This is a genomic window from Shewanella aquimarina (assembly GCF_023349185.1).
Classification (GTDB): Bacteria; Pseudomonadota; Gammaproteobacteria; order Enterobacterales; family Shewanellaceae; genus Shewanella; species Shewanella aquimarina.
This window is the reverse complement of the sequence record NZ_JAKIKY010000003.1, coordinates 200,254-215,278: the sequence shown is the minus strand read 5'-3', so window position 1 is coordinate 215,278 and position 15,025 is coordinate 200,254. Positions and strand designations below refer to the sequence as shown.

At 52.2% G+C, this 15,025-nt stretch carries 13 protein-coding genes and 1 tRNA gene; 7 read left to right on the top strand and 7 right to left on the bottom strand.

The features are described from left to right. The first annotated feature begins 4 nt into the window (after positions 1–4). Positions 5–3,187, top strand: a complete 3,183-nt coding sequence (locus L2731_RS05170; protein WP_249252129.1) for an efflux RND transporter permease subunit — start codon at positions 5–7, stop codon at positions 3,185–3,187. Positions 3,188–3,494: 307 nt separating this feature from the next. On the opposite strand, the gene L2731_RS05165 is transcribed toward L2731_RS05170, so the two are convergent. Further along, positions 3,495–3,585 (bottom strand) — tRNA-Ser (locus L2731_RS05165). A gap of 80 nt (positions 3,586–3,665) precedes the next feature. Then, positions 3,666–4,988, bottom strand: coding sequence for a purine nucleoside transporter PunC (gene punC, locus L2731_RS05160; RefSeq protein ID WP_249252127.1), 1,323 nt, complete (start codon positions 4,986–4,988; stop codon positions 3,666–3,668). 130 nt (positions 4,989–5,118) lie between these two features. Here punC and punR point away from each other — a divergent pair, with 130 nt between their 5' ends. From punR to L2731_RS05130, 6 genes are all read left to right on the top strand, one after another. Further along, on the top strand, positions 5,119–6,021 hold the full coding sequence (gene punR, locus L2731_RS05155) for a DNA-binding transcriptional activator PunR (protein WP_239885142.1): 903 nt from the start codon (positions 5,119–5,121) through the stop codon (positions 6,019–6,021). Positions 6,022–6,175: 154 nt separating this feature from the next. Further along, complete coding sequence (locus tag L2731_RS05150; protein ID WP_239850563.1) at positions 6,176–6,835, top strand: Bax inhibitor-1/YccA family protein; 660 nt, start codon at positions 6,176–6,178, stop codon at positions 6,833–6,835. A 175-nt stretch (positions 6,836–7,010) separates the two neighbouring features. Continuing rightward, positions 7,011–7,400, top strand: a complete 390-nt coding sequence (gene tusD / locus L2731_RS05145) for a sulfurtransferase complex subunit TusD (RefSeq protein WP_041511232.1) — start codon at positions 7,011–7,013, stop codon at positions 7,398–7,400. Positions 7,401–7,436: 36 nt separating this feature from the next. Further along, entirely contained in the window at positions 7,437–7,793 is a 357-nt protein-coding gene (tusC, locus tag L2731_RS05140) for a sulfurtransferase complex subunit TusC (RefSeq protein ID WP_239850564.1), read from the top strand. Next, complete coding sequence (tusB, locus tag L2731_RS05135; protein WP_249252125.1) at positions 7,793–8,074, top strand: sulfurtransferase complex subunit TusB; 282 nt, start codon at positions 7,793–7,795, stop codon at positions 8,072–8,074. The genes tusC and tusB overlap by 1 nt, the downstream gene beginning before the upstream one ends. An 8-nt stretch (positions 8,075–8,082) precedes the next feature. Then, entirely contained in the window at positions 8,083–8,406 is a 324-nt protein-coding gene (locus tag L2731_RS05130; RefSeq protein WP_415837022.1) for a TusE/DsrC/DsvC family sulfur relay protein, read from the top strand. A 224-nt stretch (positions 8,407–8,630) separates the two neighbouring features. On the opposite strand, the gene serS is transcribed toward L2731_RS05130, so the two are convergent. The 5 genes from serS to L2731_RS05105 form a co-directional block, all read right to left on the bottom strand. Then, on the bottom strand, positions 8,631–9,917 hold the full coding sequence (gene serS, locus L2731_RS05125) for a serine--tRNA ligase (protein WP_041511227.1): 1,287 nt from the start codon (positions 9,915–9,917) through the stop codon (positions 8,631–8,633). 19 nt (positions 9,918–9,936) lie between these two features. After that, positions 9,937–10,311 (bottom strand): fluoride efflux transporter CrcB, encoded by a 375-nt coding sequence (gene crcB, locus L2731_RS05120; protein WP_011865819.1) that lies wholly within the window; start codon positions 10,309–10,311, stop codon positions 9,937–9,939. Further along, complete coding sequence (locus L2731_RS05115) at positions 10,304–11,635, bottom strand: replication-associated recombination protein A (protein WP_239850568.1); 1,332 nt, start codon at positions 11,633–11,635, stop codon at positions 10,304–10,306. Before L2731_RS05115 ends, crcB begins: the two co-directional genes overlap by 8 nt. 45 nt (positions 11,636–11,680) lie before the next feature. Continuing rightward, entirely contained in the window at positions 11,681–12,307 is a 627-nt protein-coding gene (gene lolA / locus L2731_RS05110; protein ID WP_249252123.1) for an outer membrane lipoprotein periplasmic chaperone LolA, read from the bottom strand. Between the two features lie 81 nt (positions 12,308–12,388). Next, positions 12,389–14,914 (bottom strand): DNA translocase FtsK, encoded by a 2,526-nt coding sequence (locus L2731_RS05105; RefSeq protein ID WP_249252122.1) that lies wholly within the window; start codon positions 14,912–14,914, stop codon positions 12,389–12,391. Positions 14,915–15,025 lie beyond the last annotated feature (111 nt).

Below are 15,025 nucleotides of genomic sequence, written 5' to 3'. Positions count from 1 at the left end.
GCGAATGCCAGATCCAAATAAAGGCTTGATCGCCTGGTTTGCCCGCAACAGTGTGGCGGCAAACCTGTTGATGATCATCATCATTATCGGCGGACTGTTAACTGCCAGCACCATACGTAAACAGTTCTTCCCTCAGACCGAGACTAACTGGGTCGAGTTCAGCGCCTTCTATCCTGGCGCGGCGCCGCAAGAGGTTGAAGAAGGGATCACCATTAAGGTCGAAGAGGCGCTCGAGCGTATACAAGGCCTGAAACGGGTGATCACCTATTCAAACCGTAACTCGGCATCGGGCTACTTCCGTATCGAAGATTCCTACGACCCTCAGGTGGTGCTGGATGAAATCAAGTCGGAAATAGATTCGATCTCGAGTTTTCCCGATGGCATGGAGCGCCCTCGCGTCGAGCGCATTAAAAATAGACAAGAGGTGTTCTATATCAGCCTCTATGGCGATCTGCCTCCCAAGCAGCTTAAGGAGTTTGGCGAGAAGATCCATGATGAGCTGATGCAACTGCCGCTGGTGAATATCACCGAGTTTTATGGCGGGCTGGACTATGAGATGTCCATCGAGGTCAGCAAAGATAAGCTTCGCGAATACAACCTCTCCTTTAACGATGTGGCCAAGGCCGTGCGTGGCTATTCGCGTAACATGTCGGCCGGTCAAATCAAGGCTGAGAATGGCTACATCAGCCTGAGGGTGCAAAATCAGGCCTATGTGGGCTATGAGTTTGAAAACCTGCCGCTGATCACCTTAGAGGACGGCACTAAGCTAATGCTTGGTGATGTCGCCAATGTGATAGACGGTTTCGAAGAGGGGATCCAATACTCCAAGTTTAACGGCAAGAACTCGGTCACCTTCTTCGTGGGCGCCTCAAACGACCAGAGCATGACGGATGTGGCTAAGGTGGTGAACCAATACGTCGAAGATAAGCAGGCCACCCTGCCCCAAGGGCTCAACCTTGAGACCTGGGTCGATATGACTTATTACCTTCAGGGGCGATTGGATCTCATGCTCGACAGCATGAAGAGCGGCGCCATTCTGGTGTTTATCATGCTCGCCCTCTTCCTGCGGGTTCGCCTGGCCTTCTGGGTCATGATGGGGCTACCTGTCTGCTTCTTAGGTACACTGCTGCTGATGCCGACAGCCATGATAGATGTCACCATCAACGTGATCAGCCTGTTTGCCTTCATCCTGGTACTTGGGATAGTGGTCGACGATGCCATCGTCATGGGCGAGAGCGCCCATACCGAATGTGAAGAGAAGGGGCAAACCCTGGACAATGTGATCCGCGGCGTAAAGAAAGTGGCTATGCCCGCGACCTTCGGGGTGTTAACCACCATCGCCGCCTTCTTACCCATCACAATGGATGACGGCCCCTCATCGGCCTTCGGTCAGTCTATCGGTTATGTGGTGATTCTGTGTCTGTTGTTTTCTCTGGTAGAGTCCAAACTCATCCTGCCGGCGCACTTAGCCAAGATGAAACAGAAAACCGAGATTAAGCCTGGCTCGAAGAATCCCATCAATTTGCTGCGTATCGGTGTAAACTACCTGCAGGGCAAGGTGGACGCCGGACTCCAGTTTGTGATCTATCGTCTGTATCAACCTTCACTGACCCTATCGGTAAAATACAGATACATGATCATCACCCTGTTCGTCAGTCTCATCTTGGTATGTGCCGGCCTCTATTCGGGTGGCGTGCTTCGCTATGTGGGGCAACCTAAGATCCCCCATGACTTTCCGAGGATCAGCGTCGAGATGAACCTGGACTCATCTGAGCATTCGACCCTCTCCGCGGCATTGGCGATCGAGGCGGCGCTGCATAAGGTCGATGATCAGCTGGAACAAGAGTTTGGCCAACGAATGATCGCCGACATGCAGGTCGATCTTCAGGGCAGAACCCGTGCCCAGGTGATGACCAAGCTGGTGGATCCCGAGTTGCGCCCTATCGATACCTTCGCCCTCGCCGAGCGTTGGCGTATGGCCATGCCGCAGATCCCTGGGGTTAAGTCGTTCAATATTCGCGACAACCTCTTCGGCGGCGGCCGCGACGATGGTGACATCAGCTTCCGCCTCGAAGGCAAGGACGAAACACAACTGGTCGCGGCGGCCAAGGCACTCAAGGCCAAGCTCAATAGCCTACAGGGCGTAGGCGATGTTAACGACAGCCGTCAATCCAGTGCCAAAGAGGTGCAGTTCAGCCTTAAGCCACTGGCCAACAGCGTCGGACTCACCCTTGCCGATGTGGCCTCTCAGGTCAGCGCAAGCTTCTATGGCCTCGAGGCCCAGCGTATTTTGCGCAACGGAGAGGAGATCAAGGTGATGCTGCGTTATCCCGAGGAGCAGCGTAACTCCATCGCCCATGTGACAGAGGTGATGATCCTCACGCCACAGGGCGCAGAGATCCCGCTCTCAGAGGTCGCCGAGATCCAGGTGACCCAAGGGGTGAGTGGCATCAGACGTGAAAATGGCAATCGCACCATCAACGTCTGGGCCTCGGTAGATGCCTCACAGGCAGAACCCTTCAAGTTAGCCCAGGACATTCGCGATAACTTTATCCCTGAACTGCTGCGTCAGTACCCAAGGGTGAAGAGTGAAGTTGCCGGCAACATTCAGGAGCAGCTCGACAGCGCCAATACTCAGATGCGTAACTTCATCATCTCGCTACTGGTTATCTACAGCCTGTTGGCCGTGCCCTTGAAATCCTATGTGCAGCCTATGATGATCATGTCTGTCATCCCCTTCGGCATCATTGGCTCTGTGCTTGGCCACATGCTGTTAGGGATAGATCTAAGCGCCCTCTCCCTCTTTGGCATCATCGCCGCCGCAGGTGTGGTGGTTAACGATTCCCTGGTGATGGTTGATTACATCAACCGAGCCCGCCTGGCTGGAGTCAGCATGAAGGTTGCCGTGATTGAGGCGGGTTGTCGTCGTTTTAGGGCGATTCTGCTCACCTCGCTCACCACCTTTATCGGCCTGGTGCCGATTATGAGTGAGACCAGCATGCAGGCGCAGATGGTGATCCCCATGGCAGTATCGCTCGCCTTCGGCGTACTGTTTGCCACCATAGTGACTCTGGTACTCATCCCCTGTCTCTATGTGGCCATCGAAGACACCAAGGCATGGTTGAGTAAGATCTACAACCGCTTAGCTGGTGTTAAGGTGAATCAAGAGGTCATAGCAGAGCAATAAGCGAGCTACCGACAAGTACAAACGCAAAAGGCTTCCATCTCTGGAAGCCTTTTTTCTTGATGTTTCTGAGAGGACTGATAGATAGTGGGCTTAAACGTTAGGAACCCGGCCATTACTCGAATACTTTAAGCTAGATAGCACAAAGCCCGCTCATTAGCGGGCATCGTTAATGTAGTTTAGAGATAGCCAGATTTAACTATTAGGAAGCCTGGGTTCAATTTACCCGCGTTTACCTGATAACTAATTAGTTCCTATCGAGGCTAAAACGAAAAAAGGCTTCCATTTCTGGAAGCCTTTTTTCTTTATGTGGCGGAGAGATAGGGATTTGAACCCTAGACGGGCTATAAACCCGTGCCGGTTTTCAAGACCGGTGCATTCGACCACTCTGCCATCTCTCCGAACGCCGCGAATAATATAGCGCCCTATTTCACTTGTAAAGGGAAAATATCCCTAAAAGATCTATTTGGCGAACTTACGCTCACTTTGTCGAATCTTCCTCCTGATGTAGCGCGATTTTCGCCGGATCCGGGGTAGAGATGGCACTGAACACGGTGCGCCAGTTGTCATAGCCCCTTACCTGGTAACCTATCAAGACACCTATTGCACTGACTACTATGCCTACACCTATTGCCTTCTCGCCGGCATTTGCCCATAGGGCTACCAGGGAGGATGCACCGAAGGCGATACTTATCTGCAAAAAGTTCTGTAGCCCTGCCGCCTTGGCCGAAGCCTGCTTAAAAACCTGCAGCGCCGTATTGACCACTATGGGATAACAGGCGCCGTTGGCCGCCGCCATCACCGAGAAGATACTCAATAGCGGCCAGATGGTATTCGAAGGATAACATAGGGTAACCAGAGCGATCCCAGCGACACAAGCCCCGAACAGCAACAGGATCCAGGTGAGCGACACCTCGGCGCCATAGCGACGAATAAACAGCTTACTCAGGTAGCCGCCGACGATAAACATCACGGTTTGCGGAATAAAGCTCAAACCTATCGCCTTGGCCGCATAACCATGCTGCTCCATGACGATGGGCCAGAGGGTTAGATAGGAGAAGAAAGCCGCCGAACAGGCACCAAATACCAAGACATTACCTAGATATCTTGGGCTGGCCAGCATGTTCAAGTAACTCACCCGAGCGACGTCTTGGCCTTGGCCTACTTTCTCATCTTGTTCAGACATAGCCTTGTACTGGGAGGCTTCACCCATGCCCCCTGAGGCTTCAGCTCTAACTAGTTGTACTTCTCTATCGACCCAGACGAGGGTTGCTAGGATAAGCAACAGGCTTAAGCCGCCCAGAATAAAGAAGATGCTGTGCCACTGTTGCCACTCCAATAGATAGGCACCCAAGATAGGAGCCAGGGCTGGCGAGAGTGCCACGAGCGGCATGATATTGCTAAACACCTGTTGCGCTTCGCTGGCCTTGTAGCGATCGATAACTATCGCCTGCCAGATAACCGATGCACTACAGGCGCCCAGGGCCTGAAAGAAACGCGCCACATTAAACATGGCAATCGAGTCGCTGTTGGCGATCGCCAGGCTGGCGCCGCCGAACAAAACAAGCCCCAATATCAGGCTCAATCGTTTGCCTATCGCCTGCACTAAGGGCCCGTACAATAGCTGGCCCAACGCCAGACCGGCGAGAAAGAAAGTCAGTGAGCTGGCGACCTGACTTGCGCTTGCATCCAAACTTGTTTCAATTGCTTTGAAAGCAGGTAAATACATGTCAGTCGCAATAAAGCCCAACATGCTCAATAGTGCCAGATAGATAAGAAAAGAAAAATTAGCGATTTTATTCATAAAAATAGAAGATTCACTATAACTAAACAAAGAAGTCGGTGAGTCTAGTGACTTGCCAATTGCTTGTGAAACGTTTATTTTTGCTTACAGCCTTCAAATATTCTCACGGCAAAATTAGGAGCTTTTCGAGATGCTTTCAGAACAGTCGATGCAATTAATTGATATGGTGGCTAGGGTCGGTAGTTTTACCGCAGCGGCCAACAAGTTACACAAGGTGCCTTCTGCCGTGAGTTATGCCGTTAAACAGGTCGAAGAAGAGTTGGGGGTTATTCTGTTTGAGCGTCATCACAGAAGCGTAAGCCTCACCCCGGCTGGCGAACACTTCGTTAAACAGGTGCGCTCCATGCTGACCCACTTGGCATCACTTAAGGAAGATACCAAACGAGTCGCCAACGGCTGGCAACCCACGCTCTCCATTGCACTGGATAACATAGTGCGCGCCGATAAGATAAGTAACCTGATCGCCGATTTCTATCGCCATTTCGATAATGTCGAACTCATCATACGTATCGAGGTCTTTAACGGCGTATGGGAGGCCATTGCCACCGGCCGTAGTGACATCGCCATCGGAGCAACCACAGCTATACCTGTAGGTGGCGACTATCGTTTTAAGGATATGGGCGATATCGAATGGACCTTTCTGGTGAGTAAGCATCATCCCTTGGCGGCCATAGATCGCCCCTTGCTCGACGATGAGCTGCGCACCTATCCCTCTATCTGTCTGGAAGACACCTCGCGCGAGATCCCCAAACGCATGACCTGGCTGCTGGATAATCAGCGTCGTCTGGTAGTGCCTGACTGGATCCGTGCCATCAACTGTTTCCGCGAAGGACTGGGCATAGGCTACATGCCAAAGCACTTCGCCACTCCCTTCGTGCAGGCCGGTGCACTGATAGAGAAAGAGCTAGAACGCCCCAAGGCGCCTAGCCCCTGTTGCCTGGCCTGGAATGACGCCAACATGTCACCTGCCATGGCCTGGGTGCTCGATTATCTGGGTGATAGTGAAAAACTACAGCGTGACTGGTTTAATTAACCGACAATCAAGCAGATGGGCTTTCACCCTCCCCTTGGCTCGGTTATGATAATAAGCCTGTAAAACAAGTTAAATCCGGTTCATGAAATGGAACTCTTGCAATCGATTTGACTCAAATAAACCATCAAGTTAGTGATAGTCACTGGAGATAAAGATGACGCAAGAAACACTATATGCAAGCCATGCTTCGACACAAGAAGTGAATAAGCTGCTTAAAAATACCTATCTGCTACTCTCGATGACACTGGGCTTCTCCGCGCTGTGTGCGGGGCTGGCAATGGTGTTGCAAATCAGTCCTCTCATGTCTATCGGTCTCTCGATCGGTGGTTTCATCCTGTTATTTGTCACCCTGAGAAAGGCCGAGTCGGCCGCGGGGCTGTTTTGGGTATTTGCCTTTACGGGTATGGAAGGTGCCTCGCTTGGCTACATGCTTAATCATTACGCCGGCATGGCCAACGGTCCTCAGCTCATCATGCAGGCCTTAGGCTTGACTGCCGTAGTGTTCGTTACCCTGAGCGGCTATGCCATCACCACCAAGAAAGACTTCTCTTTCATGCGTGGCTTCCTGCTCGCCGGTTTGGTCATTGCCATCGTTGCAGGTATCGCCAACATCTTCATCGGTAGCGGCGCGGTATTCATGGCCCTCAACGCAGGTATCGCCCTGTTGATGACAGGCTTTATCCTGTTTGATACCAGCCGCATCGTAAATGGCGGTGAAACCAACTACATACGCGCGACTGTCGCCCTGTATCTGGATTTCTTGAACCTGTTTATCTCGATTCTGCATCTGTTAGGTGCCGGAAGCGACGATTAAACTGTTTAGACATTTAAAAGGCCCGCCCTATCGGCGGGCTTTTTTATGCCCAAGTGCATGATGATATTTGCCCAAACCTCAGTCGTATTCGCTAGACGTTTGGGATCGTGATAAAAAAACGCTAGAATAGCGCCCAGAATAGGCGCCTATGCGTCAGGACAATAAGTAAAGGTTAATGAGTAAGCTCATCATTCAAGTCAATCAGGCGGGATACGGCCAGGGTAGCAGCTATCAGGCGCTACAGTTTACCCAAGCTGCCATCGACGCCGGCCATGAAGTGCTCAAGGTCTTCTTCTATCAAGACGGCGTATTGTCGACCAATCATCTTCAATCGCCGGCCTCAGATGAATTTGCCCTCTACCAAGCCTGGCGAGAGTTGGGACAGACGCACAAGGTCCCCTTGGTGAACTGCGTCTCGGCTGCGCTGCGCCGTGGCGTGTTATCTGCGGCCGAATCGGCGGAAAATCAGTTACAACACTGGAATCTCGAGCCCCCCTTTCAGATGGGTGGGCTGGGCGAACTCGTGACCGGCATAGAGCAAGCCGATCGCGTGATCTGTTTTTAAACGCCAGATGTTAAGCATTCGCTTTTTGGAAAAATGATGAAAAAGATCACCATTATCTTCAGACACGCTCCCCATGGCAGCGCCAAGGGCCGGGAAGGACTGGATTTTGCGCTGCTCAGTGCCAGTTTCGAGCAGGAGGTCAGCCTTATCTTCGCCGATGAGGGCGTGCTCAATCTGATCCCACAGCAGGCACCGGAAACCATAGGCGCCAAAGACTTCCTCGCGGCCTTTAAAGCCTTGCCGTTATATGATATTGAGTCTGTCTATGCCTGCCAGCAGAGCCTAGCAGACTTTCAACTGGATGAGTCGGCACTGGCGATTCCACTCGATGTCAAAACGCCAAAAGAGATAGGTGAGCTGTTAACCCAAGCCGATGAGGTCTTTGTCTACTGATGATACTGCATGTCGTTCAATACTCGGCGGTACAAGATAACGCCCTTGCCACCTGCCTTCGCTATATTCAGCCACAAGACACGCTCTTGTTGATTGGCGATGGCATTAACGCCCTGCTGCTGCGAAAATGGCAAGAAGCACTGCATCACACTAAGGTCTGCCTACTCGAGCAAGATGTTGAAGCCAGAGGCCTGCAAGCAAGGTTAGGCCATTACCAGCAGCTAAGTCAGGCAGAATTTGTCCAATACTCGTTAACTCACGCTAAGGTGATCACTTGGTAAATTTCATAATGTATGGGGATAGTCAGATCCCGACCGATCCCCAGGGCTACTTGAAAAACGTCGGAGACTGGAATGAAGAACTTGCCGTGATTATCGCCGCCGAAGAAGATATCACCCTCACCCCCGCCCATTGGGAAGTGGTGCACTTCGTGCGCGAATTTTATATGGAGTTTAAGACGAGCCCTGCCATTCGTGTGCTGGTCAAGGCCATCGGCCAGAAACTCGGCACCGAAAAGGGTAACTCTAAATATCTCTACACCCTCTTCCCGCTCGGTCCGGCCAAACAGGCGACCAAGATTGCTGGCCTGCCAAAGCCAGCAAAATGCATCTAAGCGAGCGACTTAAAACCTGTCTCATAGACTAGCCTTAAAGATAAAAAAAAACCTTCGCTACTGCGAAGGTTTTTTTATGGTTAGAGATTTTTCATCACTAACATAATCGCTTTCCCAAATGTTGCTAACATTACTGCGGCGAAGATACAGATAATGACGACATAGGTCAGCCACTGAAAATAGCGCCCACCGTTATCCATGTTTCACACTATCTCTTTATCGCGTTAGCCTATTTGAGTCAGGCCGCCCATGTATGGACGTAGCGCCTCAGGTACTGTGATTGAACCATCGGCATTCTGATAGTTCTCCAGCACGGCCACCAAGGTACGGCCGACTGCCAGACCTGAACCGTTCAGTGTGTGCAGCAGCGCCGGCTTCTTGGCAGATTTGGCCTTGTAACGCGCTTGCATGCGACGCGCCTGGAAATCCTGCATGTTGCTGCAAGATGAGATCTCACGGTAGGTGTTCTGCGCCGGCAGCCAGACCTCGATGTCGAAGGTCTTAGCCGCGCCAAAGCCCATGTCACCTGTACAGAGCACTACTGTGCGGTATGGCAGGCCTAGGCGTTGCAGCACAGTTTCCGCGTGTTGTGTCAGGCTCTCGAGCGCCGCCATAGACTCTTCTGGCTTTACCAACTGCACTAACTCTACCTTGTCGAACTGGTGCTGACGGATAAGACCGCGTGTATCGCGACCGTATGAGCCCGCCTCACTGCGGAAACACGCCGTGTGGGCCGTCATCTTAATCGGCAGCTCATCTTCGTCGATAATGGTATCGCGAGCCAGGTTTGTCAGCGGCACCTCGGCGGTCGGGATCAGGCTAAGGCCCTGACCTTCTTCGGTGGCGGGCTTAGTGTGGAACAGATCTTCACCAAACTTAGGCAGCTGACCCGTGCCCAGTAGGCTGTCTTCGTTAACCAGCAGCGGCACGTATGTTTCAGTGTAGCCGTGCTCTGTGGTGTGTAGATCCAGCATGAATTGGGTTAGCGCACGGTGCATACGGGCGATCTGTCCCTTCATCACGATGAAACGCGAGCCAGTGATCTTTACCGCACTCTTGAAATCAAGACCAGCGTGTTGCTCACCCAGATCCACATGATCTTTCACTTCGAAATCAAACTGCTTAGGCTCACCCCAACGGCGGATCTCAACGTTATCGTTCTCGTCCGCACCAATAGGTGCCGACTCGTCCGGCAAGTTAGGTACGCTCATGGCGATGGCGTTAAGCTCTTCGAGTAGCTGGCTGAGTTCGGCCTTCTTGCTGTCTAACTCTGCGCCAAGATCGCCCACTTTCGCCATGATAGGGGCAACATCTTCGCCCTTAGCCTTGGCCTGGCCGATAGACTTGGAGATCGCATTACGGGACGCTTGCAGCTCTTCTGTAGCCACCTGCAGTGACTTACGCTTTTCCTCTAACTTGCTGAGACGATCCACATCCAGGATAAAACCACGGGTGGCGAGACGCTCGGCGGTCGCTTCTAATTCAGTACGTAAAAATTTGGGATCTAACATGTTTTTAGTTTCTTAATAGTTAAATGCGAGAAAAAACCAACTGCTGTCCTAAGTAAACCATGAATAAACATAGACATAGGTTCAGAGCGATATTTGTAAATGCTTTCAACCAGGCGCCCTGCTGCATCAATAACAGGGTTTCGTTCGAAAAAGTTGAAAACGTCGTAAGTGCTCCTAACAACCCAACACCTACTAATGCTTTAATTTCAGGACTGACCTGACTCGCTTCACCTAGGGCATAGATCACGCCCATCAGGAAGGAGCCGATCACATTGACCATGAGTGTACCAAAAGGAAAAGAAGAGCCAAACACCTGAATCATGAATATTGAAATAAGATAACGAAATACGGCACCAATAGAGCCACCCAAGGCTACAAAAATGAGATTATTCATAGCGTTTCACCTCACTTGCCCTATCCATTTCCGCCAAGGTAGCGAGCTTGGTCTTGATACGCTTCTCAAAACCATGCTCACTAGGGTGGTAAAACTGTGTACCTGCCAGCGCCTCGGGGAAATAGCACTCGCCGCTGGCATAATGATTAGGCTCATCGTGGGCGTAACGATAACCCTCGCCAAGGCCGATGTCGGCCATCAACTGAGTCGGCGCATTACGCAGATGGTTCGGCACTGGCTGACTACCGGTTTCCCTTGCCAACTGGCGCGCCGCTTTGAAGGCGGTGTAAACGGCGTTACTCTTGGGCGCGCAGGCGAGATAGACCACGGCCTGTGCGATAGCTCGCTCCCCTTCGGCCGGACCTACCCGATGAAAGCACTCCCAGGCGTTGACCGCCACCGACATGGCAACAGGGTCTGCGTTACCTATGTCTTCAGAGGCGATGGCCAGCAAGCGACGAGCAACATAAAGCGGGTCGCAGCCTCCTTCGAGCATACGGCAATACCAGTACAGCGCCGCATCCGGAGCCGAGCCACGAATTGACTTATGCACGGCGGAGATAAGGTCGTAATACTGATCGCCATTCTTATCGAATCCGGCCAGCTGCTGTCCCGCCACCTCGATGAGCATCTGGGCAGTAAACTCGCCGCCATCCGGCAGCATGTCGCTCATCAGTTCGATAAGGTTTAGTGCCTTGCGTGCATCGCCGTCACACAGCTTAGCCAGTTTCTCGGCGACCTCATCTGGCATACTTAGCTGTCGCTTACCCAAGCCACGGGCATCATCTTCTAGCGCCTGACGTACTATCTTGATGATCTCGGCGTCTTGCAACCGCTTGATCAGATAGACTCTGGCGCGAGAAAGCAGCGCGTTATTGATCTCAAACGACGGATTTTCAGTGGTGGCGCCGATGAAAATGACAGTGCCATCTTCGATAAAGGGCAAAAAGGCATCTTGCTGACTCTTGTTGAATCTATGCACCTCATCGACAAACAGCAAGGTTCGCTGGCCGCGGGACTGGGCCACGCTTTTGGCATGTTCGATGGCGGCGCGGATCTCTTTCACCCCGGAGGTGACCGCAGAGATACGCTCTACATGGGCATTGGCATAATGGGCGACCAACTCGGCTAGCGTGGTCTTGCCTGTGCCCGGCGGCCCCCAGAACATCATGGAGTGGGCTCTACCCGCCTCTAGCGCCAGGCGTAGGGGCTTACCCTCACCCAACAGATGATCCTGACCTATATATTGTGCCAGGGTTTCCGGCCGCATTCTGGCGGCGAGCGGACGAAAATCGGGCGCGAAATCGAAACTTAAGCTAGACACAAATGGCCTTATCTAATGACTTATTCAAATGGCTTATTCTAAAGCTTAATCCAATGCCTTAAGGCGCTGATCGTCAATATCGACGCCTTCGGGAACGGTAAACTGAAACAGCTTGGCATCGGCGTCCATCAATGGCGCCTGGGCTGACAGATTAAAGACGCTAAGATTACCCTGCTGATCGGTCAGCTTCATCACCTCGAGTTGCTTATCCTTAAAGCAGACTTCGACCACAGTCACGCTGGCATCGACGGCCTTAGGCGCTATCTGGTAGCAATCGTCCTGGCGCTCTACTCGGTAATCCTGCCAGGTCGCCTCGTCTCGATGAACCAGCAGCGCGATCGGTGAGGCATCGATGGCTTGATTAAAGTCTAAAACAGAGACCTCTTCGGCGAATGGATTATAGATCCATACGTCCCGACCATCGGCAACGATAAGCGATTCATCTGGCTGAGTCAGATGCCAGTAAAACTGATTTGGCACCGCCAAGGCAAAGGCACCAGAGCCTTGTTGAATCACCTTGTTGTTTACGTCTGTCACCTGCTGGCTAAAATTTGCCTTGAGGTTGTCGAGCTGCGCCAGCGCGTCCTTTAATGCCGCGGCATCGTCGGCGTAACAGGATGCCGCCATCACCAGCGGCAAGGCACAGACAAACTGAGATAAGGGTTTTAGCATTACAAATCCTTTCATTTCAAAGCACTCGCTATTAACTAGGGTTATTCCCGCAAGTGTGTCACGAGAATGATTAACGAGAGCTTAATAATCTTTCGGCGGTGGCGGCGCAAGCACCTCACGGTTACCATTGTGTCCCTGTGAACTGACGACACCTTGCATCTCCATCTGTTCGATGATGCGAGCGGCCCGGTTATAGCCAATCTTAAACTTACGCTGCACGCTGGAGATAGAGCCGCGACGGGTCTCGGTAACAAAGGCCACCGCCTCATCGTAGAGAGAGTCCATCTCTTCATCATTCTCCGCGGCTTCACCCGGCAGCAACACCTGTTCACCTTCTGCCGAGCCCTGCAAGATCTCATCGATATATTGCGGCTTGCCGCGACTGTGCCAGTCGGCCACCACAGCATGCACCTCATGGTCATCGATAAAGGCGCCGTGAACACGAATAGGCACACTGGTTCCCGGCGGCAGGTAGAGCATGTCACCCATACCGAGGAGGGTCTCGGCGCCCTGCTGATCGAGAATGGTGCGAGAGTCAATACGAGAAGACACCTGAAACGCCATACGGGTCGGGATGTTCGCCTTGATTAAACCTGTGATCACATCGACCGACGGACGCTGGGTCGCCAAGATAAGGTGAATACCGGCCGCACGCGCCTTCTGCGCGATACGGGCGATCAACTCTTCCACCTTCTTACCCACGATCATCATCATGTCGGCAAATTCGTCGACAACCACCACGATTGACGGCAGCTTATCCAGCTCTGGCGCCTGCTCTTCCATGCTGTCTTGTGAGCGCCACAGCGGATCTGTGATCACCTCACCGCGCTCCTTGGCTTCCTTGATCTTGGCGTTATAGCCCTTGAGGTTACGCACCCCGAGTGCCGACATCAGCTTATAACGCCGCTCCATCTCACCGACGCACCAGCGCAGCGAGTTGGCCGCCTCTTTCATGTCGGTTACCACCTCACAGAGCAGATGCGGGATCCCTTCGTACACCGAAAGCTCCAGCATCTTAGGGTCGATCATGATGAAACGTACATCGTCCGGCCCTGACTTATACAGCAGGCTGGTGATCATCACGTTAACCCCCACAGACTTACCCGAACCTGTGGTACCGGCCACCAGGAGGTGCGGCATCTTGCCAAGGTCGACGACCACGGGCTCGCCTGAGATATCTTGACCCAGTACCATGCTCAGATGAGACTGACTATGCTCGAAGGCTTCGCTGCCGAGCACGTCGCGCATGAACACGGTTTCGCGGAACTTGTTAGGGATCTCAAGACCCACATAGGCCTTACCCGGGATAACCTCGACTACACGTACGCTTTCGGCAAGCAGCGAACGCGCCAAATCTTTAGATAAGTTAGTGATCTTAGAAGCCTTCACACCAGGTGCGAGTTCTAGCTCGAAACGGGTAACCACAGGACCTGGGAAGACGCCCACCACCTTGGCCACAATGTTAAAATCGGCCAGTTTAACCTCGACCAGCCGCGCCACCTGGTCAAGTTCTTCCTGGCTGATAGGGTTAGTCTTACGATTGGGCACATCGAGCAGTGAAATATCCGGCAGCGGCGCCACTGGTTTCTTAGGCTGCGCCTCTTCCCCACCGGGTAGCACGACTATGCCATCGACTATCTTAGCCTGCTCGACTTTCTGATTTTTAGGCAGTTTCTTGGGCAGCACGGCGCCAGTTGAGTGCTTGGCATCGAAGTCTATCGAGACTTCATCATCCTGAGCACTAAAGCTCAGAGCAGGGTCTTGCGCTTCTACCTCGGCAGCAGGTTTTACCGTTGGCAGGTTGAAGCTTGGCTCCTTAACCCGGTCACGAGAAGAAGCTTCTTGAGCCTCATCCTCGTCATATTCATCATCGTAATCATCCTGGTCGTCCTCATAGGTGTTTTCTTCAGCCTTAGCCAAAGCCTTTTGACGACGAGACTCCTTATATCGGTCAAATACCGACATGAACCCCTTGGTATCATCTGTTTCTGGCGCACTCGAGAATTTCTCGGGAACATGTTTAAGCTGCTTCAAACACCAGATGGTGGCAAAGCCCACCATTTCGACCACGGTTAACCAACTGACGCCGGTCAGGAGCGTAAAGCCGGCTCCGACGAAACAGAGTAGCAGCAGTGTGGTACCCAGCTGATTAAAATAGGGAAGCATGGCATCGGCGATCACATCACCCGAGACACCGCCCGCAGAGAACTCGTAAATATCATTGGCATTCATGCTTGCCAAAGATGCCAGGCTAAAAGTGATCAGTAGGAAGCCGATCAGCCTTAAACCCACGGAAAAATAATCTATCTCCAACAGGCGATGAATACGTTTAAACAGCAACCAGCCGGTCACCGCCACTATGATAGGAATAAGGTAGGCCGTGTAACCAAAGAAATAGAAAAGCACATCGGCGAGCCAGGCGCCTACTGCACCGGTAACGTTTTTAATCTCGCCTTCAAAATTAGACTGACTCCATCCCGGATCAGACGAATGGAAGCTACTCAGTGCAAGCAGAATATAGGTGGCGACCATGCAGCAGAAGATGAGTCCGCCTTCGAGCAGACGCTGCAGACCGCTGAGTGTTTTGACACTATTTCCCTTAGACAAAAGACAACCCACAAAGCAAAAACAAAAAAGGTGAGCCTAAGATATCAAAATAATTCGCGCCATGCAGCGTTTTACCTGCCTATACAGCACAATAGCGAGGTAAAAGCCTAT

Coding starts and splice junctions, on each gene's coding strand:
- L2731_RS05170 (WP_249252129.1), top strand. CDS start 5: ATGCCAGATCCAAATAAAGGCTTGATCGCCTGGTTTGCCCGCAACAGT.
- punC (WP_249252127.1), bottom strand. CDS start 4,988: ATGAATAAAATCGCTAATTTTTCTTTTCTTATCTATCTGGCACTATTG.
- punR (WP_239885142.1), top strand. CDS start 5,119: ATGCTTTCAGAACAGTCGATGCAATTAATTGATATGGTGGCTAGGGTC.
- L2731_RS05150 (WP_239850563.1), top strand. CDS start 6,176: ATGACGCAAGAAACACTATATGCAAGCCATGCTTCGACACAAGAAGTG.
- tusD (WP_041511232.1), top strand. CDS start 7,011: ATGAGTAAGCTCATCATTCAAGTCAATCAGGCGGGATACGGCCAGGGT.
- tusC (WP_239850564.1), top strand. CDS start 7,437: ATGAAAAAGATCACCATTATCTTCAGACACGCTCCCCATGGCAGCGCC.
- tusB (WP_249252125.1), top strand. CDS start 7,793: ATGATACTGCATGTCGTTCAATACTCGGCGGTACAAGATAACGCCCTT.
- L2731_RS05130 (WP_415837022.1), top strand. CDS start 8,083: ATGTATGGGGATAGTCAGATCCCGACCGATCCCCAGGGCTACTTGAAA.
- serS (WP_041511227.1), bottom strand. CDS start 9,917: ATGTTAGATCCCAAATTTTTACGTACTGAATTAGAAGCGACCGCCGAG.
- crcB (WP_011865819.1), bottom strand. CDS start 10,311: ATGAATAATCTCATTTTTGTAGCCTTGGGTGGCTCTATTGGTGCCGTA.
- lolA (WP_249252123.1), bottom strand. CDS start 12,307: ATGCTAAAACCCTTATCTCAGTTTGTCTGTGCCTTGCCGCTGGTGATG.